This window comes from Streptomyces sp. NPDC028907 (genome assembly GCF_055564995.1).
In genome coordinates, this window is record NZ_JBVHVE010000006.1 from 270,452 (window position 1) to 290,989 (window position 20,538).

Consider the following 20,538-nt stretch of genomic DNA (forward strand, 5'->3'; position numbering starts at 1 on the left):
AGGTCCCTTGAGCAGCCCGAAGGGGCACGAATGGGCCGCCCCTGTGGGCTCTGGCCGGGGTGATCCCCACCCCAATGGGGATCACCCCGGCCGGTCCGCGAGGCTCCGGTCGGACAGGCCGACGGTTTTCGGCCGTCCGGGTCCTTCCGTCCCGCGGAGTCGGTCGGTCACCTCGGGGGTGACTTGTGGGAGGGCACGCGTCAGATGCGGTACGCGCCGCCGTCGTGGAGGTCCTGCCGGAGGTCCTGCCGGAGGTCCTGCCGGAGGTCCTGCGCGTAACCCGGCGTGGCGGACCTGGCCACCTGCCGCACGCCGGTGACGGCGTTGCCCGCCAGTGGTCCGGCCGAGTCCTGGACCGTGCCGGTCAGGTCCTCGGCGAAGGGCGCGACCTGCCCGGCGACCCCGTACGCGAACGGGTTCACCTCGCCGGCCACGCCGTACGCCAGCGTCGTGGTGTTGCCGCCCACGCCCTGCACGACAGGACCGACGGTGTCCACGACGGTCTCGACGACGGGCCGCACGGCCCCGGTGACGCCGTCGGCGAAGGGCACGACCTGCCCGGCCACGCCCTGCGCGAAGGGGTCGACCTCGCCGACGACGCCGTACGCGAAGGGCCGGACGTCGCCGGCCACACCGTGGCCGAGTGCCCCCGCGTCCGCGACGGCCCGCCCTGCGACCGGCACGGCGCCGTGCACGGCGGCGTCGGCGACGGGCGGCAGGACGGTACCGGTGACATCTCCGGTGACGTGCCCGACCAGACCGGTGGCGTACGGGGGTACGTCGGTGGCGACGCCCTGCACGACCGGCTGCACGTCGGCGACCGCGCCGTGGGCGACGGGCCGGACGTCGGCGACGGTTCCGTGGGCGAGGTGCTGGGCGTCGCCGACCGCTGCGTGGGCCACCGGCTGCACGCCCTGGACGACCCCGCCGACCACCGACTGGACGCCCCCGGCAGCCTGGCCGACCACGGGCTGGACATCGGCGACGACGCCGTACGCCAGTGCCGTCGCGGCATCGACCGTGTGCCCGGCGGTCCCGGCGACCCCGGCCGCCGCACCCCCGGCGACCGGAACGACGCCGTCCACCGCCTGGCCGGCAACCGGCCGCACGCCGCTCGCCGCGCCGCCGGCCAGCGACTGGACACTGTCGACCACACTCACGGCGACCGGGGCCACCCCGGCGACGGTGTGGTCGACGGTGGGGACGACGCCCTCGACGGCGTACCCCGCGACGGGCACCACGCCGTTCACGGCCTGGCCGACGACCGGCGGGACGACCACGTCGGCGGTCTGCTCGACGACCGGGGTGGCCGTGCCGGGAACTGCCGAGACCGTTCCGACGACGCGCTGCTCGACGCCGCCGACCGTGCCGGTGACGTGGCCCGGGACGGCGGAGACGGAGGCCTCGGCGGCAGTCGTGACGGCGGTGGCCTCGCCGGTCGCGGTGGACGCGACGGCGGTCACCGCGCCCCGGGTCCTTCCGTCGACGTGAGCGACGGCGGCCTGCCCGGCGTCCTGCACGCCCGCGGCGGTGCGGCCCGCACCGGCGACGGCGTGCTGCGCCTTCGTCCGTACGACCCCCTCGACGCCCTGCACCTGCGAACGGGCCGCCGCCTGCGTGCCCTGCAACCGCGTCTGCGCCGCGGCGAGCGCCTGCTCCAGCTCGGGGGCGAAGGCGGCGAGCGGGCCGAAGAGGTAGTCGACGGTGCCGGGGAGCCTCGGGGCGTCCTGAGGCACGTCCCGGGCGTCGGAGGCAGCGGCGGAGGCGGCGGCGGCCGAGACGTGTGCCGAGACATCGGCCCCGGCCTGCGCCGCAGCCTTGTCCGCGCGGGCGGCCTTGGCGCCCTTGATGACCTGGGCGGCGCGCTTCGCCTTGGCCGCGGTGGAGGAGGTCGTGGACGTGGCGGAGGTGGTGGCCTCGGCGGCGGACGGGACCGTGACCTTGGCGTCGACGTAACGGCGGGACTGCTCGACGGCGTCAGTGGGCGCGGTCTGAGCCGTGCCGGCGGCGCCGTCGGTGATGCCCGAGACGGTGTCGGTGACGGTGCCGGTCACGTCGGAGACGACGCCGTTGACGGTGCCGGTGGCCCCGCCGAGCAGGCCGGTGGCATCGGCGTTGTCGGCGGCGTCGGCCGCGTCGGCCGCGTCGGTGGTCGTGTCCGGTACGGAGAGGGCGGCGGGCAGCTCGTCCGCGCTGGCGGCGGCCGAACCGAGCGCCCATGCGCCGGTGACACCGGCGGCTATGACGATCGAACGGCGGATGTTCTTGTTCATACTGCGTGGGATCCCTAGATCTCGGGCTCCGAAGGCCCGGGAGGATCGCAGCGGCGAAGAACTCCGGGACTTCGGACGGTTGGGGACATTCGGCGCCGCTTCCGGTCGCGGTCCGGGCAGCTGAGGAGCTGGGACCAGCGGGACCGGGTACGGCTCCGGAGGCTTCCGTCCGGGGGATGTCAGGGGACATCCGGGAACTGGGGAGTGTCCGGACGGGCGGGCAGACCTGTTTCCGCCCCCGCGCGGCAGGTCTACGGCGGGGAGGGGCCGGCCTTCGGGCCTAGGCGGGGGAAACCGGGACGTCCCGGTGCCTGTCCTGGATCTCGTCCGCTTCGACGCGCGCGGCGGCGCCGGGCACCAACCGCAACGGCGCCCTCGGGTTCAGCGACACGGCGTGCGCGTCCCCGTGCCGCGAGCTGCCGCTGTCGCCCGCCGAACGGTTGCCCGGCACACCACCCGGATGATCGACCGGCGCCTGCTGAACGGGCAGGTACCCGGCCGGCGCGACACCGTGCCCACCGTCGGCCGCCGGGACATGGGTCGCGGTGTCGTCGGCGGACACCACGAACCTGGGCCCGTAGGCCACGGCGGCTTCCTCACCGGTACGCCCCTCGCCGTCCCGTCCGTCACTCGACCCGGGCACCTGTGCCTCCGGCTGCGAAGCACCGGCGTCGGGCGCAGGCAACGTCCGCCCGGGCACGGCGGGCACACCGGGAAGCGCCGGAAGGTCGGCGCCGGGAAGCCCCGGGAACTCGGGCAGTTCCAGCCCCGGCCAACTCGGCCACGCCGGCGACTCGGGAGCCTCCGGCATCGAGGGCGGGGTAAGCAGGGAGGGCAGTGAAGGGAGGGGAGGCAGTGAAGGGAGGGAGGGGCGGGACGGCAGGGTGGGCGGCGTGGGGACAGCGGGCGTGGCGGGGACGGCGGGCGTGGCGGGGACAGCGGGCGTGGCAGGGACAGCGGGCGTGGCGGGGGGAACGGGGCGTGAGGGGGCCTCGGCCAGTTCCTCGGTCACCGACTCGACCGCGCCACCGACCTCTGTCGCGGGGGCGGGTACGGGTACGGATGCGGCGGGGCGGATGGCATGAGCCTCGCGCTCCCCCTCGCCGTGCCGGACAGCCGCAGGCTTGGAAGCCGGCGTCGACTCCTCGCGCACGCCGGGCTTGGCCGGAACGCTCACGACCCGCTCGACCCGCTCGACCTCGCTTCGCACCGGCACCCCGGTCACCGACACCCCGTCCGCCGCAGACGCCTGTCCTCCGCAGAGCAACCCGATCGCGAACAGACCACCCAGCAACAGCACCAACTCCAGCGCACGCCGCCCGGCCGCGATGCGCAGAACGCGCAGTGCGGCAGCGGTTGACATGGCTGACCAGGTCAAGACGGGGCAGTCCTCCCGGGTGGCGGAACGAAGTGCACAAGTACACGTGCCGAGCGACGAGTCAGCTGGACGCGGTACGGACGAGCGGCGCGCGGCGCACCGCTGATGAGGCGTCGATCCTTGCACGCCCCTCCCGAGGTCGCGCAAGCCCCCCGCTACCGATGGGCACTCATGTCCGTTTTGCTGGCCGAAGTCGGTAGTCACCGGGTCGACAAATCACCAGCAATTCCCCGCCATCCCTCGCCATCCCCCTCGCAGTCCCCCTCCTCACACCGCGTCCGGAACCGGAATCGGCCGCTTCTCGATGGCCGCCGCCATCACCTCCGGGAACAGGTCGGGCGTACACGCGAAGGCCGGTGCGCCCAGCGCGGCGAGCGCGGCCGCGTGGTCCCGGTCGTACGCGGGCGCCCCCTCGTCCGAGAGCGCCAACAGCGCCACGAACTGCACCCCCGACGCCTTCATCGCGGCGACCCGCTTGAGCATCTCGTCGCGTATGCCTCCCTCGTAGAGGTCGCTGATCAGCACGACGACCGTCTCCGCGGGTCGGGTGATCTGCGACTGGCAGTAGGCGAGCGCCCGGTTGATGTCGGTGCCCCCGCCGAGCTGGGTGCCGAAGAGGACGTCGACGGGGTCGTCGAGCTGGTCGGTGAGATCGACGACGGAGGTGTCGAAGACGACTAGCCGCGTGTTGATGGCCCGCATGGACGCCAGCACGGCCCCGAACACCGACGCGTACACGACCGACGCCGCCATCGACCCCGACTGGTCGATGCAGAGGACGACCTCCTTCTTCATGGACTGCGAGGCCCGCCCGTACCCGATCAGCCGCTCCGGCACGATCGTCCGGTGCTCCGGGAGGTAGTGCTTGAGGTTGGCCGCGATCGTGCGGTTCCAGTCGATGTCGTGGTGGCGTGGCCGGTTGACCCGGGCACTGCGGTCGAGCGCGCCGGTGAGGGTGGCCCGGGTGCGGGTGGCGAGCCGCTTCTCCAGGTCCTCGACTACCTTGCGCACCACGGCCCGCGCCGTCTCCTTCGTCGTCTCCGGCATCGCCCGGTTGAGCGAGAGCAGCGTGCCCACGAGATGCACGTCCGCCTCCACCGCCTCCAGCATCTCCGGCTCCAGCAGCAGCGTGGACAGCCCGAGCCGGTCGATGGCGTCCCGCTGCATGACCTGGACGACGGACGACGGGAAGTACGTCCGGATGTCCCCGAGCCACCGCGCCACCGCCGGCGCCGACGCTCCGAGCCCCGCCGAACGGTCCTTCCCCGACTGCCCCTTGTCCCCCTTTCCGTAGAGAGCGGCGAGCGCCCCGTCCATCGCCGCGTCCCGCCCGGAGAGCGCGCACCCGGTGCCGTCCGCGTTGTCCCCTCCCAGCACCATCCGCCACCGCCGCAGCCGCTCCTGGGCCGGCTCCATCGCCTCGACCGTCATCGGCACGCTCCTTCACGAGGCCGCTCCCACAGCGGGATCACCGGCACGGTCGTCGTCATCGGCCGCCCCTGCGCCACGAGCCCGCGGGACCGCCGCCCGGCGCCCACCACTCCGGTCCGCTCCCTGGACTCCCTCACTCCACCAGCCGTCATCCCGCCGCCCCCACAAGGCCGTTGTCCGCGACACCGCCTCCGGCGCCCTCTCCCACATCCGCGTGGTCCATGTCTCCCTTGTCCCTGTCCACCGGGTCCCTGTCCACCGCGTCCATGTCCGCCTGGTCCAGGCCCAACAGCAGTCGCACCACCGGCACCACCGCATCCGCCCGCTCGACGTCGAGCCCGGCCGCGAAACCGGGTATGCCGGAACCGCCACCCGCCGCACGCCCCCGCTCCCCCGGCCCACGCCGAACCAGCTCCCCCAAGGTCCGCCGCACCCCCGGCTCATACGCCGAGAAGGTCCGCCGCAACAACGGCAACACGTCCGTGAACGCCTCCGCCGACACCCCCGTCAGCCAAGCGTCGACCAGCCCGAGCAGCCGCTCGTCGTGCACGAGCAGCATCCCGCCGCCGGAACCCCCGCCGACGAACCCCTCGATCCACGCGGCCGCGTCCCCGGGCGGCGTCCCCGGCGACAGCACCAGCCCCATCAGCCGCGCCGCTTCCTCCTGCCCCAGCTCCCCGTCGTCCAGCAGCAGCCGAACGCCCCGACCTCTGATGACACCGGGCACGGTGTCCCGCACGGACAACACCCGCAGCACCGTGTGCCACCGCGCCCGAAGGTCGCCGTGCCCGGGGGCGGACGCCCTGTCCGGAGCGCCGGGGCCGGCGGGCGTGTCCTTGGCCACCGCATCACCAAGCAACCCCACCGCCCCGTGCACCGCGTCGACATGCCCCCGCATCTCGTCGGCGGCATCCGCGTCCAGCGCGGCGCACGCCGGGGGCAGGCCGACGAAGATGCGCTCGGCGAGCCCCGCGGCGACCTCTGTGAGCGCCGCGGTGTCCGTGCCGCGCACGTCGCCGTATCTCAGGGAACGGACCAGCGCGGGCAGGGCCTGGGCCAGATGGCCGACATCGGCGTCAAGGGCGGCCCGGTCGGCGAGGACCTGCATCGCGGTGGGCAGCGCGTCCGGCAGTTCGGCCAGCAGACAGCGCTCGGCGAGAGCGGTGACGTCGGCGAGAGTCTGCGCGGCCACGGCGTCCGCCTCCGCCTTGGCGGTCGCCGCGGCGAACACGGTGGTCCCCCACACCCCGGCCTCGGCGACCCGCACCGACAACTCGGGCTCCCACCGCAGCCGCCACGTCTCCCGGAAGGTCCCCGTGCTGCCCCGCGACGCGACAGGCCCACCCCACCCCACGCCGAGCAGCCGCAGCCGGTGCAGCAGCCTGCTGCGCTCGGCGTCGTTCTCCTTGCGCAGATCGAGCTCCAACTCCCGCTCCAGCGCCTCCGGTTTGAGCCGCAATCGGCGCTGGATCCGGTCGAGGTCGCGCTGCAACGGCACCGCCGGCGCCGATGGCGGCACCTCCCCCAGCACATCCCCCACGACCAGCCGGTCCCGCACCAGCGCCAACGGCACGTCCGAGCCGTCGCACATCACCGCCCGCACCGCGTCGGTGGTCTCGCTGAGCCCCGGCAGCGGACGCCCGCGCATCGCCGCGAGTGTCTCCGCGAGTCGCACCGCCTCGATGACATGCGCCGAGGACACGATGCGGTCCTCGTCCCGCAGCAGCCCGGCCACCTTGGTCATCCACCGCTCGACCGGCCGGTCCGGCGCGCCGAAGAGGTGCCCGTACCACCCCGGTGAGTCGATCCCCGCCCCGTACCCACTGGCCCGGGCCAGCCGCCGGTAGGTCCACGGCACCCAGGTCATATCGGCCTTGACCTTGGGCAGCCCCTTCAACAGGGCCTTGTCGGCGGCCACGGTGGCCTTCTGCCGCAGTGCGGGCACATGCCACGCCCCGCAGACGACGGCCACCTCGTCCCCGAACTCCCGCTGGGCAGCGCGTACTTGGAGCCGCATGTACGCCTCCCGCACGAGATCCCGCTCATGCCCTCCGCTGCCGTACGCCTCCCGCAACGCCCCCATGGCCTCCTCAAGCCCGAGAAACGGCGCGAACGCGTCCCCGTCCCGCTCCCCGTCGCCCGTCCCCCGGTGCTCGACGACGTCCTCCCACCACCGCTCGGGATCGTCGTATCCGGCGACCTCGGCGAGAACGGCGAGGGGATCGACCCGGACATCGGCCGCCTCGCCGGGGTTCGGGGCGAGGTCGGGGCCGTTCCCGTCGGCCGGGCACGACTCCCCGTCCTGCCCGGCCGCCCCCGCGTCCGCGTCCTTGCCGGCCGTCCCCCGCTCCGGGTCCTCCCCCCAGGCCAGCGTGTGGGTGGCCGGCAGGTCGATGAACCGGGCCGGGACCTGGTGGTCCAGGGCCCAGCGGATCGCGACCCACTCCGGGGAGAACTCGGCCAGTGGCCAGAAGGCCGAGCGGCCGGGCTCGTCCACGGCGTGGGCGAGGAGGGCGACCGGCGGCCGCATGGCCTCGTCGGCGGCGAGCGCGATCAGGGCGTCGGCCTCCGGCGGCCCTTCGATCAGCACGGTGCGCGGCCGGGCCGCTTCCAACGCAGCCCGCACGGCCCGCGCCGACCCCGGCCCGTGGTGCCGCACGCCTAGCAGCAGCGGCCCGCCGCCCCGGCCTTCGCTCCCGAACCTGTCCACGCCGGTCACACCGTCCCCCCTCGGTCGCCGATCGTCCGGCGGCGCCACCGCCCTTGCCCCGCGCACCGTCGCGCTTCCCTCCGCGGCCGGCGCGCCTGCTCACTCCTCATCACGGCGCACCCCTTCCTGCCTGGCCAGCGGACGCCGTCGAACGCGCCCTCTCCGCCACGGATCCGCCCTTGGTCGACCCGCCGCTCGGGCGCCCCCATCCGAGGTCGTCGTCGCTCACGCGCTCACCTCCCGGCACGCCCGGTAGAAGTCCGTCCAGCCGTCCCGCTCGCGCACGACCGCCTCCAGGTACTCCTGCCAGACGACCCGGTCGGCCGCCGGATCGCGGACGACCGAGCCGAGGAGGCCCGCGGCGACATCGCCTGGTCGGAGCACTCCGTCGCCGAAGTGGGCGGCCAGGGCGAGGCCGTTGGTGACGACGGAGATCGCCTCGGCCGTGGACAGCGTGCCGCTGGGCGACTTCAGCTTGGTGCGGCCGTCGGCGGTGATGCCGTCCCGCAGCTCGCGGAAGACGGTGACGACACGGCGGATCTCGTCGACGCCGTCGGGCGCGGCCGGCAGGTCGAGGGAGCGGCCGATCTGGTCGACGCGGCGGGAGACGATGTCCACCTCGGCCTCGACACTCTCCGGCAGCGGCAACACGACCGTGTTGAAGCGGCGGCGCAGAGCGCTGGAGAGGTCGTTGACACCCCGGTCGCGGTCGTTGGCCGTGGCGATGAGGTTGAAGCCGCGGACCGCCTGCACCTCCTGCCCCAACTCCGGTATCGGCAGCGTCTTCTCCGACAGGATCGTGATCAGTGTGTCCTGCACATCGGCCGGAATCCGGGTCAGCTCCTCGACCCGCGCCGTCATCCCCTCCGCCATGGCCCGCATGACGGGGCTCGGCACGAGGGCGTCCCGGCTCGGCCCGTGCGCGAGCAGCTGCGCGTAGTTCCAGCCGTACCGGATCGCCTCCTCCGGTGTGCCCGCCGTGCCCTGCACCAGCAGCGTCGAGTCACCGCTGACCGCCGCGGCCAGGTGCTCGGAGACCCAGGTCTTCGCGGTACCGGGGACACCGAGCAGGAGCAGGGCGCGATCCGTGGCCAGCGTGGTGACGGCGACCTCGACCAGGCGGCGCGGGCCCACGTACTTCGGTGTGATCACCGTGCCGTCCGGCAGCGTGCCGCCCAGCAGATACCTGGCCACGGCCCACGGCGACAGCTTCCAGCGGGCCGGGCGCGGACGGTCGTCCTGCGCGGCCAGCGCGGCCAGTTCATGGGCGAAGGCGTCCTCGGCATGCGGTCGCAACGCCTGGGTCGATTCCGTCTCCCCCGCTTCGACGGACGTCGGCTCAACGGACACAGTCATGGCAAAGTCCCCCTCCAGCTCGGCCGGTTCGGATCTGCCACCAACGTTGCACCACGCCACTGACAATGCGTTCCGACCTGCGAAAACGCGTCTGCGAGGCGGATCGCGAGGTGTCGGCCCCGGCCGATTGTCAGTGGTGGGATCTACCTTCGATGGCATGACTCAGCAGGGGGTGCGCTGGACCGCGGACCAGGTGTTGGCACTGGCTCCTGACGCCGCGTCACGCAAAGCGGGAAGCAAACTCGGCGCGGCAGGGCCGTGGACCGAGGCGGGGAGTTCGAGCGAGGGGACGGTGTGGGGGCTGTGCAAGGGCAGTGGCAGCAAGCCGTATCAGACGGTCATCGACATCGCGGACGCCGCCGGGCCCGCGTACAAGTGCAGTTGCCCGAGCCGGAAGTTCCCGTGCAAGCACGCCCTCGGACTGCTGCTGCTCTGGGCGGACGGAGAGGGCTCGGTGCCGCCGGCGCAGGCGCCGGACTGGGCGGAGCAGTGGATAAAGGGGAGAAGGCAGCGCGCCGAGGAGAAGCGGACGGCGAGCGCGTCCGGCTCCTCGTCGGCGGCCGGTGACCCGGAGGCGGCGCGGCGGCGGGCGGAGCGCCGTGCCGTACGGGTCACCGCGGGTGCGACCGAGCTGGAGCAGCGCCTGGCGGACCTGCTGCGCGGCGGCCTGGCCGGCGCGGAACAGGCCGGGTACGGAATGTGGGAGGAGACGGCCGCCCGCATGGTCGACGCCCAGGCTCCCGGCCTGGCCGCGCGGGTGCGGGAACTGGGGGCGATCCCGGCGTCCGGCCCCGGCTGGCCGGTGCGCCTGCTGGAGGAGTGCGCCCTCCTCCATCTCCTCGACCAGGGCTGGCTGCGTCGCGAGGCGCTGCCCGACGCCCTGTCGGACACCGTCCGCAACCGCGTCGGCCTGCCCGCCTCGGCGGACGGTCCGCCGGTGCGGGACCGCTGGCTGGTCCTCGCCCAGTACGACACCGCGGACGTGAAGCTGACGACGCGCCGGATATGGCTGTACGGCGCCGACTCGCGCCGCACCGCGCTGCTCCTCTCCTACGGGGCCGCCGGCCGCGCGCCGGAGCTGACGCTGCCGGTCGGGATGGTCCTGGACGCGGAGGTCACGGCGTACCCGGGTGCCGGGCAGCTTCGGGCGTCCCTGGGCGAGCAGTTCGCACCGCCCGCGCCCGCGCCGATACGGCCACCGGGTGTGACGACGGCCGAGGCGACGGCTCGTTACGGAGAGGCGCTCGGCGACGACCCGTGGCTGGACTCCGCCCCGGTCACCCTGGACCAGGTCGTACCGACCCCGGACGGCGACTCCTGGCAGCTGGCGGACGCCGACGCGGACACGGCCCTGCCCCTGACCCCGGCCGCTCGCGCCCGCCCGGGCCTGTGGCGGCTGGTCTCACTGTCGGGCGGCAGACCGGTCAAGGTGTTCGGCGAGTGCGGCCACCGTGGCTTCACCCCGCTGACGGCCTGGCCCAAGGGCAAGGGAGAGGCGGTACGGCTGTGCTGACCGGCGCCTCGCGGACACCAAGGCAGAGTGGAAGGCAGACAGGAATGAGCCACGAGAACAGCCCCTCCGCTCCTGTGGACTCGCCGGCACCGGACGCCTGGGAGGAACTCGTCACGGCGGCCCTCCTCGGCACGGACCGGCGTACACCCCCGGGCCGCGCGCCGGGCCGGGAAGCACCGCTCACGCTGCTGGACACGGCGGCCGTGGAGACCGTACGGCGGCGGGCCGGGCTGCGGCCGGCCCTGGCTGCGCGGCGGCCCGATCCGGCGCCCGAGGACCCCCGCCCGGTGCTGCCTCCGGCGGCGGCCCGCAGGCTGGCGATGCTGCTGTCCGACCGTCCCGGCGCGGGCGGCGGCCGCAGAGGCACGTCCCCGGACCTCATGGAGCTGCTGCCCCAGTGGCTCGCGGCAGCGAACGACCGCGGTTTCGCGCCGCCCCCGGAGACACTGCCCGCGCTTCTGGACGCGGCGCGGGGCCGCACGGATCTGCGGCCGTCGGCGCTGGCGTTCGCCGGCCCGCGGGCGGTGTGGCTGGCCCGGCTGAACCCTGACTGGCGGTTCGCCCTGCGTGCGACCCCGGGCGGAGGCGCGGCGCTGCCGCACCTCGACGACCCGGCCGAGATCCAACAGCTGTGGCAGGAGGGGCTGTTCGCCGAGCGGGTCGCCCTGCTCTGCGCGCTCCGCGCCCGTGAGCCCGCCGCCGCACGCGAGCTGCTGACCACGACGTGGCCGACGGAACGGGCCGAGGACCGGCTGATGTTCCTCGACTCGCTGCGAACCGGGCTGGGCGCGCAGGACGAGCCGTTCCTGGAGCAGGCGCTGGCCGACCGGAGCCGTAATGTCCGGGCGACGGCCGCGGAGCTGCTGTCGGCGCTGCCGGGTTCGGCGCTCGCCGCGCGGATGGCGGTACGGGCCGGGGCCTGCGTGGCACTGGACCACACCCGTGACGCGCCGACGATCATCGTGGAGGCGCCGCACGAGTGCGACGCGGGCATGGAGCGCGACGGAGTGGTGGCCAAGGCCCCGGCGGGACGTGGTGAACGGTCCTGGTGGTTCGGCCAGTTGGTGGAGGCGACCCCGCTCGGCAGCTGGCCGGGGCGGCTCGGCGGCCGTACGCCTGGCGAGATCGTGGCGCTGCCGGTGACGGACGACTGGCAGGGCGAGCTGCACGCGGCGTGGTGCCGGGCAGCGGTACGGCAGCGGGACGGCGAGTGGGCGAGGGCGCTGCTCGGGTCGCCGTCCGCCCCGGAAGCCGGCGGTCCGGGAGCGGTGTCCCTGGCCGAGCGCGCCAAGCTCCTCGGCACGCTGCACTCCGCCGAACGGGCCGAGTGGGTCGCCGGATTCATCGCGACGCACGGTCTGTCCGAGGCGTTCCAGCTGCTCGGGGTGTGCGCGGTGCCGTGGAGCGGGCCGCTCGGGCGGGCGGTGGTCGACGCGCTGAACATCGCACGTGACGCGGGGAGTTACCCCTGGAGCTTCAGTGGAGTGATGGGCCTGGCCGAGCGCTGCCTCGATCCGGCGGAGGCAAGCCGCCTCGACGGCCTGCTCGCGATACCGGACGAGCCGGAGGATGCATCGCCTGGGGCCGGCGGCTACTGGGCGGAGGCGTTCCAGCGACTGGTCACGACGCTGCGCCTGCGAGCAGCCATGATCGAGGAACTGAGCCCTACCAGCCCGTCCGGCGATACCAGCCCGTCTGGGGGTACCCGCTCTGGGGGAGTTTGAGGACGAGGCCCTTCGGGCCGAAGCGGGGGTCTGGGGGCGGCAGTCCTCAGGGACCGCCACCCCCACCCACCCGCACCAAAAGTCGGCTCACTCGCCGGAGGCCGCCGTGGCCCGCACCCAGTCCACGATCGCCTGAGTCGTCGCACCCGGCGTGAAGATCTCGGCGACACCCTTCTCCTTCAGCGGCGCGATGTCCGCCTCGGGGATGATCCCACCGCCGAAGACCAGGATGTCCTCCGCCTCGCGCTCCTTGAGGAGGTCGATCACGGCGGCGAAGAGAGTGTTGTGGGCGCCGGAGAGGATGGACAGACCGATCGCGTCGGCGTCCTCCTGGATCGCGGTGTCGACGATCTGCTCGGGCGTCTGGTGAAGCCCGGTGTAGATGACCTCCATACCGGCGTCGCGCAGCGCCCGCGCGATCACCTTGGCCCCCCGATCGTGGCCGTCGAGCCCAGGCTTGGCCACCACCACGCGGATCGGACCGGCTGCCACACCCATCACTGCCTCCATGAAGCGACTACATCCATCCGTACCGACAGGCACCGCTCATATCTGAGTTATGCCGCACTCGCCACACATGTCATACATGGGGCGCGTATCGCACTCCTCCGTCGCCCATCGCTCCGGAGGCGTCCTCACGGCACGGACGCCCCGGGCCTCATCGCCCGGGGAAGTGAACGAACGTTATCGCCAGCATCCCGCAACCGGCAGTTTCGCGGTGCAGACCGAGGGGGAAATCACACGGTGGGACACGTTCGCCGCGCACCGTTCCACATCTCTGCGGCACACGGGCCGCAGAAGTCTGCGGTGCGCGCGTCGCAGCGGGACCACGCGCAAAGGGAGCCGCAACGAGGTCGTCGCACCACCGCGCCGCCGACCGCGCGCCGTGGCGATGCGGCATCGACGGTGGCACGAAGGGCACGTAGGGCAGGTAAGGCACGACAAGCGGGGAGCTTCGTCGCCACACCGGCAGGAAGCCCCGCCTGGTCATCGGCGCGCCAGGGCCGACCCGACCGACGCACGGCACGCGCCTCGCTCACCCCACGCGCCTTCCTCATGCTCCGCCGACCACCTCCGCCGCGACTTCCACGAGGGCACACGGGGGCCGGAGCCGTCCTCCTGCGTGCCACAAGGAGGTCGGCCATGAAGGTCACCGGGGTAGCACTCCCCTTTCTTCCGCTCTGCCGACGCCTGCTCCCGAGCAGACTCACCGGCCTCTCCCTCGCCCTGCTGAAGGCGACCGCCCTGGAGATCGCGATCCTCGCCGGCCACGTACTCCTGTATCCGTCCGGCATCACCCAGGAGCGCCGTACGACCCCCATGATTCCCGCTCGGGACACCGCCCCGCTGCCGACCCCGGCCCGACCGCCCGTCGTCCTGCTGCACGGCTTCATCGACAACCGCTCGGTCTTCGTCCTGCTGCGCCGCAGCCTCGCCCAGCACGGCAGGCACCAGGTCGAGTCGCTCAACTACTCCCCGCTGACCTGTGACATCCGCGCCGCCGCCGAGCTGCTCGGCCGGCACATAGAGGGGATCTGCGAGCGCACCGGCAGCAGCCAGGTGGACGTCGTCGGGCACAGCCTCGGCGGCCTGATAGCGCGCTACTACGTGCAGTGCCTCGGCGGCGACCTCAGGGTCCGCACGCTGGTCACGCTCGGCACGCCGCACTCCGGCACCAGCGTCGTGCCACTGGCGAACGCGCACCCGATCGTGCGTCAGATGCGCCCCGGCTCACCGGTCCTCGAGGAACTGTCCCGGCCCGCGCCCGGCTGCCGCACCCACTTCGTGAGCTTCTGGAGCGACCTCGACCATCTGATGGATCCGCTGGAGACGGCCTGTATCGACCACCCGGACCTGCTGGCGCACAACGTCCGCGTGAGCGGCATCGGCCACCTCGCCCTCCCCGTGCACCCCGCCGTGGCGACCGGGATACGGCAGGCGCTCGACATCGCGCCGCCAGGAACCGAAACCACTTCGCAGGCCGACGGCCTGACCGTGGCGTAACGACCCCCGACGCGCCCCCGACTCACTCGGCCCACACCCGACACACAGCCCCGGAACAGCCGACCGACATCGAACAATCTTCGAACACAAGGCCAAACTCGCGCCCACAGTCCGCCAAAACACGGCCGAATGCCCGTTTCCTTCACGCGCGAAACCTGCCGAAGATTGTCGTGCCCGCGTACCGCCGGGTACAGTCGCCGCACTGCTCTGGCAGCCCCTGTTGTCGAGGCGAGAGAGAAGTTGGTGAACGATCGTCACCCGTCGGGGACCATGACCTCCCCGGCCACGGCTTCCGACGCCGCCTCGGCGCACTACGCGTCCTATGGCGCCCAGGAAGCCCAGTACGGTGACTCCACCACGTACGGCACCTACGACGCCACCGGATTCGGCGCCGCAGGTCACGCCACCGCCACCTTCGACGCGGACCCACTGTTCGGCAGCCTCCCCGGTGACACCACGGGCGGGTACGACGCCACGCAGTGGTCCACGGGCAACCACCACACCGTGAACTACGACGCCTACGCGGCCCAGCATCACGCCGCCTACGACACCGGCGCGTACGACACCACCGCGTGGACGGCCGAGCACGAGCGGCTGGCCTTCGTCCCGCAGCAGGCCAACGGCCATGACGCCTCCGGCCATTGGGACGCGACCGCCTGGGCCCAGCCCGACCACTCCGGCGTCCCGGCCGACCAGACCCAGCAGTGGGAATGGGGCACGCAGGCCTTCGACACCGGCGCGTACGACGCCACGCAGTGGAACTCCGACGGCGGCATCGACGGCACCACCGCACAGGCGACGGGCGAGTACCAGCAGCCAGCAGAATCCTTCGATCAGCAGGCGACCGCGCACTTCGACCAGATCGACCCCGCGGGACACATCGACCCCACGGCGTACGAGGATCCCGCCCAGCCCGACGACGAGTCGACCACCACCGGCGAACTCCCGGCCGCGGCCCCGCTCCTCGACGACCAGGAGGAGACCGCTCCGGCTCCCTCCCCGCGCGCGGCATCCCGCAGCGGCTCGCGCTCCCGCCGCCGTACGCCCCCCAAGCGCTCCGCACTGCTGACGGTCGCCGTGCCTTCCGCGTGTGTGATGGGCGTCGCCGGCATCGCCGCCGCCTCCGTCGGCACCCTGACCGACGACAAGGACGCATCCACGCTCGCCTCGGACAGCGAGGCCGTGAAGCCGTCCACCGCGAACAACAAGCTGGACACCCAACTCAAAAGCCTCTCCGCCGGCGCCGACGACTTCGCCGACCGGGCCAGCCGTACGCAGGAACGGATCGACCTCAAGGCCCAGCAGGCGGCCGAGAAGCGCAAGGCCGCCGAGGAGGCAGCCCGCAAGGAGCGGCTTCGCCCGAAGTTCGCGCTCCCTGTCGCGAACCACGGCCTCAGCGCCTATTTCGGCCAGTCCGGCATCAACTGGATGTCCGTGCACACCGGCATCGACTTCCCCGTCTCGTACGGCACGACGGTGATGGCCGCGACCGACGGCACCGTACGGACGCAGTGGAACAGCGCCTACGGCAACATGATGATCGTGACCGCGAAGGACGGCACGGAGACGTGGTACTGCCACCTCTCCAGCTACCGCGTCGCCTCCGGTACGACGGTCAAGGCCGGCGACCCGATCGCGTACTCCGGCAACTCGGGCAACTCGACCGGCCCGCACCTGCACTTCGAGGTGCGCCCGGGCGGGGGCTCGGCCATAGACCCACTGTCCTGGCTGCGCAGTCACGGGCTGGACCCGACGTAACCGACCGGCCGCCGGCAGACGAGGCCGACCACCGGACCGACCACGAGCCGAATTCCCTGTGATCCGTACGCCCCCGCCCGTCAGCGGGGGCGCGTGCTTGCCGGTCCTACAACTTCTCCACCGGCGCGTACCGCAAGAGCAACCGCTTCGGCTTGGTTTCCCCGAAGTCGATCGTCGCCTCGGCGTTCGCGCCCGTGCCCTTCACGGCCATCACGGTGCCGAGCCCGAACTGGTCGTGCGTGACCCGGTCCCCGACGGCCAGCTGGACGACGGGCTTCTCCGACGTACGGCGGGTGGCGAAACCGGACGCGCCCGAGGCGGAGGAGCGCGAGCGGGACGAGGACAGCGAGGCGGCCACGGCGGACACGGGACCGGAAGACACCGGCGAGGTCGCCCCCGTCCGCTTCCAGTCCACGTGCTGGGCGGGAATCTCCTCCAGGAACCGGGACGGCGGGTTGTACGACGGCTGTCCCCAGGCGCTGCGCATCGCCGACCGCGTGAGATACAGCCGCTCACGCGCACGCGTGATGCCGACGTACGCGAGCCGCCGCTCCTCCTCCAGCTCCTTGGCCTGACCGAGGGCGCGCATGTGGGGGAAGACGCCGTCCTCCATGCCGGTGAGGAAGACGACCGGGAACTCCAGGCCCTTGGCGGTGTGGAGGGTCATCAGGGTGATGACGCCGGAGCCGTCCTCGTCCTCGTCGGGGATCTGGTCGGAGTCGGCGACGAGCGCGACCCGCTCCAGGAACGCCGCGAGACCGCCGGAGGTCTCGCCCTCACCGGACTCCTGCTCGAACTCCAGGGCGACGGCCGCGAGTTCCTGAAGGTTCTCGATCCGGGTCTCGTCCTGAGGGTCCGTGGAAGCCTGCAGCTCGGCGAGATAGCCGGTTCGCTCCAGGACCGCCTCCAGGATGGTGGCGGGTCCCGCCCCGGACTCGACGACCGTACGGAGCTCCTCCATCAGTGTGTTGAACCGCTTGACGGCGTTGGTCGACCGCGCGGCCATGCCGTACGCCTCGTCCACGCGGCGCAGCGCCTGCGGGAAGCTGATCTTCTCCCGCTGCGAGAGGGCGTCGATCATCGCCTCGGCGCGGTCGCCGATGCCCCGCTTGGGCACGTTCAGAATCCGCCGCAGCGGTACGGAGTCCTCGGGATTGGCCAGCACACGCAGGTAGGCCAGCACATCGCGGACCTCCTTGCGCTCGTAGAACCGGACCCCGCCGACGACCTTGTAGGGCAGTCCGACGCGGATGAAGACTTCCTCGAAGACACGGGACTGGGCGTTCGTCCGGTAGAACACGGCGACGTCGCCGGCCTTCGCGTCCCCGGCGTCCGTCAGTCGGTCTATCTCGTCGGCGACGAACTGCGCCTCGTCGTGCTCGGTGTCCGCGACATAGCCGGTGATGCGCGCGCCCGCCCCCGCGTTGGTCCACAGGTTCTTGGGCCTGCGGGACTCGTTGCGCTCGATGACGGCGTTGGCGGCGCTCAGGATCGTCTGGCTGGAGCGGTAGTTCTGCTCCAGCAGGATGGTCGTCGCGTCCGGGTAGTCCTCCTCGAACTGGAGGATGTTGCGGATCGTCGCGCCCCGGAAGGCGTAGATCGACTGGTCGGCGTCACCCACGACACACAGCTCGGCGGGCGGGACGTCGAACTCGCTGGGCGGCACGTCGACGGGGTGCTCACTGGTCCCGACGAGCTCGCGCACCAGGGCGTACTGCGCGTGGTTGGTGTCCTGGTACTCGTCCACCAGCACATGGCGAAAACGCCGGCGGTAGTGCTCGGCGACGTCCGGGAAGGCCCGCAGCAGATTGACCGTCGTCATGATCAGGTCGTCGAAGTCGAGGGCGTTGGCCTCCCGCAACCGCGACTGGTACAGGGCGTACGCCTGCGCGAGCGTCTTCTCGAAACCGTCCGTGGCCTGCGCGGCGAAGTCCTCCTCGTCGATCAGCTCGTTCTTCAGATTGCTGATCTTGGCGCTGAAGGACTTGGGCGGAAACCTCTTCGGATCAAGATCCAGATCCCGGCAGACGAGCGCCATCAGCCGCTTGCTGTCGGCAGCGTCATAGATCGAGAACGACGAGGTGAACCCGAGCCTCTTGCTCTCCCTGCGCAGGATGCGCACGCACGAGCTGTGGAAGGTCATCACCCACATCGCGTTCGCCCGCGGCCCCACGAGCTGCTCGACGCGCTCCTTCATCTCGCCCGCGGCCTTGTTGGTGAAGGTGATCGCGAGGATCTGCCCCGGATGCACATTCCGCTCGGCCAGCAGGTGGGCGATGCGATGGGTGAGCACACGCGTCTTGCCGGATCCGGCGCCGGCCACGATGAGCAGCGGGCTGCCGGAGTGGACGACGGCCGCCCGCTGGTTCTCGTTCAGCCCCTCCAGCAGCGCGGCCGCGTCGAGGGCCGGGCGCGGGGCGCCGTCGCGGTAGTAGGAGTCCCGGTCCGGCGGCACGTCGAACTTCCCGCCGAACAGATCGTCCGGAACCGGTTCCGGAGCGTGATCGTCCTCGGGCGGCGGCGGGTGCTCCTCGTGGGCCCGCGGGGCCTGGAGGTCCGCCAGGAAGCTGTCGTCAAAGAGGCTGCTCATCGCTCTCCGAGTCTAGGGCGCCCCACTGACAGCCCGCTGCCACCCCGAGAACCTCGCCACCCCAATCCCGCCTCCCCCATCACCCCTCACCCTCCAGCATTCGACCGTCACCCTCAGCAACCATTCCGCCAATCACCCCATCCTCCACCAAACACCACCAAACCAACCTCCGTCCGCGATACACCTCCCCAAGGTCACGAAAATGTATCGGGCATATCGAACATCAACCTTCACAGGGGCCACACGAGTTGGCTACCGTGCCGGGCAGGCCGTACGACCCCCACCGGCGAACGTCGCCGGGCCGCGCGGCCTCCGCCGAGTCCGGTAAGCCCCATGGGCCCGGAGCCGGGGACCCACCGAACTTGGGGTGAATCGGCCGGACTTCCGAGCCGTAGGGCAACCCTTCCGAACCACCCGCCCGAACCCGACAGCTAACTCGGTAGGCGGAGCACGGAAGGAGTCGCCTCCCTTGGCGTCGCACCGCAAGTCGCGTCCCGCAGGCACGCGCGTAGCAGGCATACGGCCCCCCGCCCTCGCCACGGCGGCCCTCACCTCCGTGGCCCTGCTGTCCCAGACGGCCAACGCGAACCCGTCCACGGACGACAAGCCGAGCCTCGAAGAGGTCGAGAAGAAGGTCGACGACCTCTACCGCCAGGCGGAGTCGGCGACCGAGAAGTACAACGCGGCCAAGGAGAAGACCGCGAAGCAGCGCAAGCGCGTCGACACCCTCCTCGACGACGTCGCCAAGCGCACCCAGACCCTCAACGACGCCCGCGAGGAACTCGGCCGCAACGCCGCCGCCCAGTACCGCACCGGAGCGGCCGCTCCCGACACGGCCACCTTCCTCCTCGCGGACACCCCGCAGGACTACTTCGACCAGTCCCAGCTGATGGACCGCATGACGGGACGTCAAAAAGAGGCGGTCGACGAATACTTCACCCAGCAGTCCGCGACGATGCAGAAGCGCCAAGAGGCCACTCGGAGCCTCGAAACGCTCACGGAGTCGCAGAACGACCTCCAGGCCGCCAAGACCACCGTCCAGACGAAGCTCGCCGACGCCCGCGAACTTCTCTCGAAGCTGACGGCCGAGGAAAAGGCCCGCCTCGCCGCGATCGAGAAGCGCAAGCAGGAAGAGGCGGCCCGCAAGGCAGAGGAACTGGCCCGCCGGCAGGCAGAAGCCGAACGCCAACGCCAAGAGGCGGCACAGCAGGAGAACACCGAGTCCCCGTCCGACTCGTCCTCCTCGGACTCCGCCTCGGACTCCTCATACGCCACCAAGGCCGAAAAAGCCCTGGCCTTCGCCCGCTCCCAGATAGGCAAGCCGTACGTCTGGGGCGCCACCGGCCCCGACTCCTACGACTGCTCCGGCCTCACCCAGGGCGCCTGGAAGGCCGCCGGCGTCGACATTCCCCGCGTCACCTACGACCAGGTCAACGCCGGCACCACGGTCCCCCTCTCCAACGCCCAGCCCGGTGACCTGGTCTTCTTCTACGACGACGTCACCCACGTGGGCATCTACATCGGCAACGGCATGATGATCCACGCCCCCAAGCCCGGCGCGTACGTCCGCGAGGAGTCGATCTACTACGACGGAGAGTCATCGATCCACAGCGTCGTACGCCCGGCGTAAGAAGCCCGCACGACGCCGCGGCCGCGCACGGCGGCAAGGGGCCGCGTCGGGGGGTGTCCGCCCGCAGCGGCGGACGTCAACGCAGGGCACTTCTAGAAGCGACCGAGCCGCCCGACCGAGGACGGACCCCCCCGGCGCGGCCCCGCCCCCCAACGCACCGAACCGCGCTAC

12 protein-coding genes and 1 riboswitch are annotated in these 20,538 nt (G+C 72.3%); of the genes, 5 read left to right on the plus strand and 7 right to left on the minus strand.

The window, feature by feature from the left end; translation table 11 throughout:
- Positions 1-200: 200 nt before the first annotated feature.
- The 5 genes from ACZ4UU_RS20295 to ACZ4UU_RS20315 all read right to left on the minus strand — a co-directional run bounded on the left by ACZ4UU_RS20295 (position 201) and on the right by ACZ4UU_RS20315 (position 9,148).
- The gene (locus ACZ4UU_RS20295; protein WP_471904787.1) at positions 201-2,273 is read right to left on the minus strand and encodes a hypothetical protein; all 2,073 of its coding nucleotides are present in this window, start codon (positions 2,271-2,273) and stop codon (positions 201-203) included.
- Positions 2,274-2,553: 280 nt separating this feature from the next.
- Positions 2,554-3,636 (minus strand): hypothetical protein, encoded by a 1,083-nt coding sequence (locus ACZ4UU_RS20300; protein WP_471904788.1) that lies wholly within the window; start codon positions 3,634-3,636, stop codon positions 2,554-2,556.
- Positions 3,637-3,918: 282 nt separating this feature from the next.
- On the minus strand, positions 3,919-5,082 hold the full coding sequence (locus ACZ4UU_RS20305) for a VWA domain-containing protein (protein WP_471904789.1): 1,164 nt from the start codon (positions 5,080-5,082) through the stop codon (positions 3,919-3,921).
- A 148-nt stretch (positions 5,083-5,230) separates the two neighbouring features.
- Positions 5,231-7,801, minus strand: a complete 2,571-nt coding sequence (locus ACZ4UU_RS20310) for a DUF5682 family protein (protein WP_471904790.1) — start codon at positions 7,799-7,801, stop codon at positions 5,231-5,233.
- A 216-nt stretch (positions 7,802-8,017) separates the two neighbouring features.
- Positions 8,018-9,148 carry an ATP-binding protein gene (locus ACZ4UU_RS20315; RefSeq protein ID WP_471904791.1) on the minus strand — a complete coding sequence of 377 codons (1,131 nt, stop codon included), beginning with the start codon at positions 9,146-9,148 and terminating at the stop codon, positions 8,018-8,020.
- Positions 9,149-9,305: 157 nt separating this feature from the next.
- On the opposite strand from ACZ4UU_RS20315, the gene ACZ4UU_RS20320 reads away from it, so the two are divergent.
- The gene (locus tag ACZ4UU_RS20320) at positions 9,306-10,661 is read left to right on the plus strand and encodes an SWIM zinc finger family protein (RefSeq protein ID WP_471904792.1); all 1,356 of its coding nucleotides are present in this window, start codon (positions 9,306-9,308) and stop codon (positions 10,659-10,661) included.
- 44 nt (positions 10,662-10,705) lie between these two features.
- Positions 10,706-12,385, plus strand: coding sequence for a DUF5691 domain-containing protein (locus tag ACZ4UU_RS20325; protein WP_471904793.1), 1,680 nt, complete (start codon positions 10,706-10,708; stop codon positions 12,383-12,385).
- An 87-nt stretch (positions 12,386-12,472) separates the two neighbouring features.
- On the opposite strand, the gene ACZ4UU_RS20330 is transcribed toward ACZ4UU_RS20325, so the two are convergent.
- On the minus strand, positions 12,473-12,883 hold the full coding sequence (locus ACZ4UU_RS20330) for a cobalamin B12-binding domain-containing protein (RefSeq protein WP_471904794.1): 411 nt from the start codon (positions 12,881-12,883) through the stop codon (positions 12,473-12,475).
- 645 nt (positions 12,884-13,528) lie between these two features.
- On the opposite strand from ACZ4UU_RS20330, the gene ACZ4UU_RS20335 reads away from it, so the two are divergent.
- Positions 13,529-14,389, plus strand: coding sequence for a lipase family alpha/beta hydrolase (locus ACZ4UU_RS20335; RefSeq protein WP_471904795.1), 861 nt, complete (start codon positions 13,529-13,531; stop codon positions 14,387-14,389).
- Between the two features lie 270 nt (positions 14,390-14,659).
- Positions 14,660-16,147, plus strand: coding sequence for a M23 family metallopeptidase (locus ACZ4UU_RS20340; protein WP_471905087.1), 1,488 nt, complete (start codon positions 14,660-14,662; stop codon positions 16,145-16,147).
- A gap of 106 nt (positions 16,148-16,253) precedes the next feature.
- Here the strand turns inward: ACZ4UU_RS20340 and pcrA are convergent, their stop codons facing one another.
- Positions 16,254-18,737, minus strand: a complete 2,484-nt coding sequence (gene pcrA / locus ACZ4UU_RS20345) for a DNA helicase PcrA (protein ID WP_471904796.1) — start codon at positions 18,735-18,737, stop codon at positions 16,254-16,256.
- 303 nt (positions 18,738-19,040) lie between these two features.
- Positions 19,041-19,198, plus strand: a riboswitch (cyclic di-AMP (ydaO/yuaA leader).
- Positions 19,199-19,206: 8 nt separating this feature from the next.
- Here pcrA and ACZ4UU_RS20350 point away from each other — a divergent pair.
- Positions 19,207-20,367 carry a C40 family peptidase gene (locus ACZ4UU_RS20350; protein ID WP_471904797.1) on the plus strand — a complete coding sequence of 387 codons (1,161 nt, stop codon included), beginning with the start codon at positions 19,207-19,209 and terminating at the stop codon, positions 20,365-20,367.
- The last annotated feature ends 171 nt before the right edge of the window (positions 20,368-20,538 follow it).

Bases quoted from the DNA above. Each gene is read 5' to 3' on its own strand.
- ACZ4UU_RS20340 (WP_471905087.1), top strand. From the start codon at position 14,660: ATGACCTCCCCGGCCACGGCTTCCGACGCCGCCTCGGCGCACTACGCG.
- ACZ4UU_RS20295 (WP_471904787.1), bottom strand. From the start codon at position 2,273: ATGAACAAGAACATCCGCCGTTCGATCGTCATAGCCGCCGGTGTCACC.
- ACZ4UU_RS20305 (WP_471904789.1), bottom strand. From the start codon at position 5,082: ATGACGGTCGAGGCGATGGAGCCGGCCCAGGAGCGGCTGCGGCGGTGG.
- ACZ4UU_RS20330 (WP_471904794.1), bottom strand. From the start codon at position 12,883: ATGGGTGTGGCAGCCGGTCCGATCCGCGTGGTGGTGGCCAAGCCTGGG.
- ACZ4UU_RS20325 (WP_471904793.1), top strand. From the start codon at position 10,706: ATGAGCCACGAGAACAGCCCCTCCGCTCCTGTGGACTCGCCGGCACCG.
- ACZ4UU_RS20335 (WP_471904795.1), top strand. From the start codon at position 13,529: ATGAAGGTCACCGGGGTAGCACTCCCCTTTCTTCCGCTCTGCCGACGC.
- pcrA (WP_471904796.1), bottom strand. From the start codon at position 18,737: ATGAGCAGCCTCTTTGACGACAGCTTCCTGGCGGACCTCCAGGCCCCG.
- ACZ4UU_RS20315 (WP_471904791.1), bottom strand. From the start codon at position 9,148: ATGACTGTGTCCGTTGAGCCGACGTCCGTCGAAGCGGGGGAGACGGAA.
- ACZ4UU_RS20320 (WP_471904792.1), top strand. From the start codon at position 9,306: ATGACTCAGCAGGGGGTGCGCTGGACCGCGGACCAGGTGTTGGCACTG.
- ACZ4UU_RS20300 (WP_471904788.1), bottom strand. From the start codon at position 3,636: ATGTCAACCGCTGCCGCACTGCGCGTTCTGCGCATCGCGGCCGGGCGG.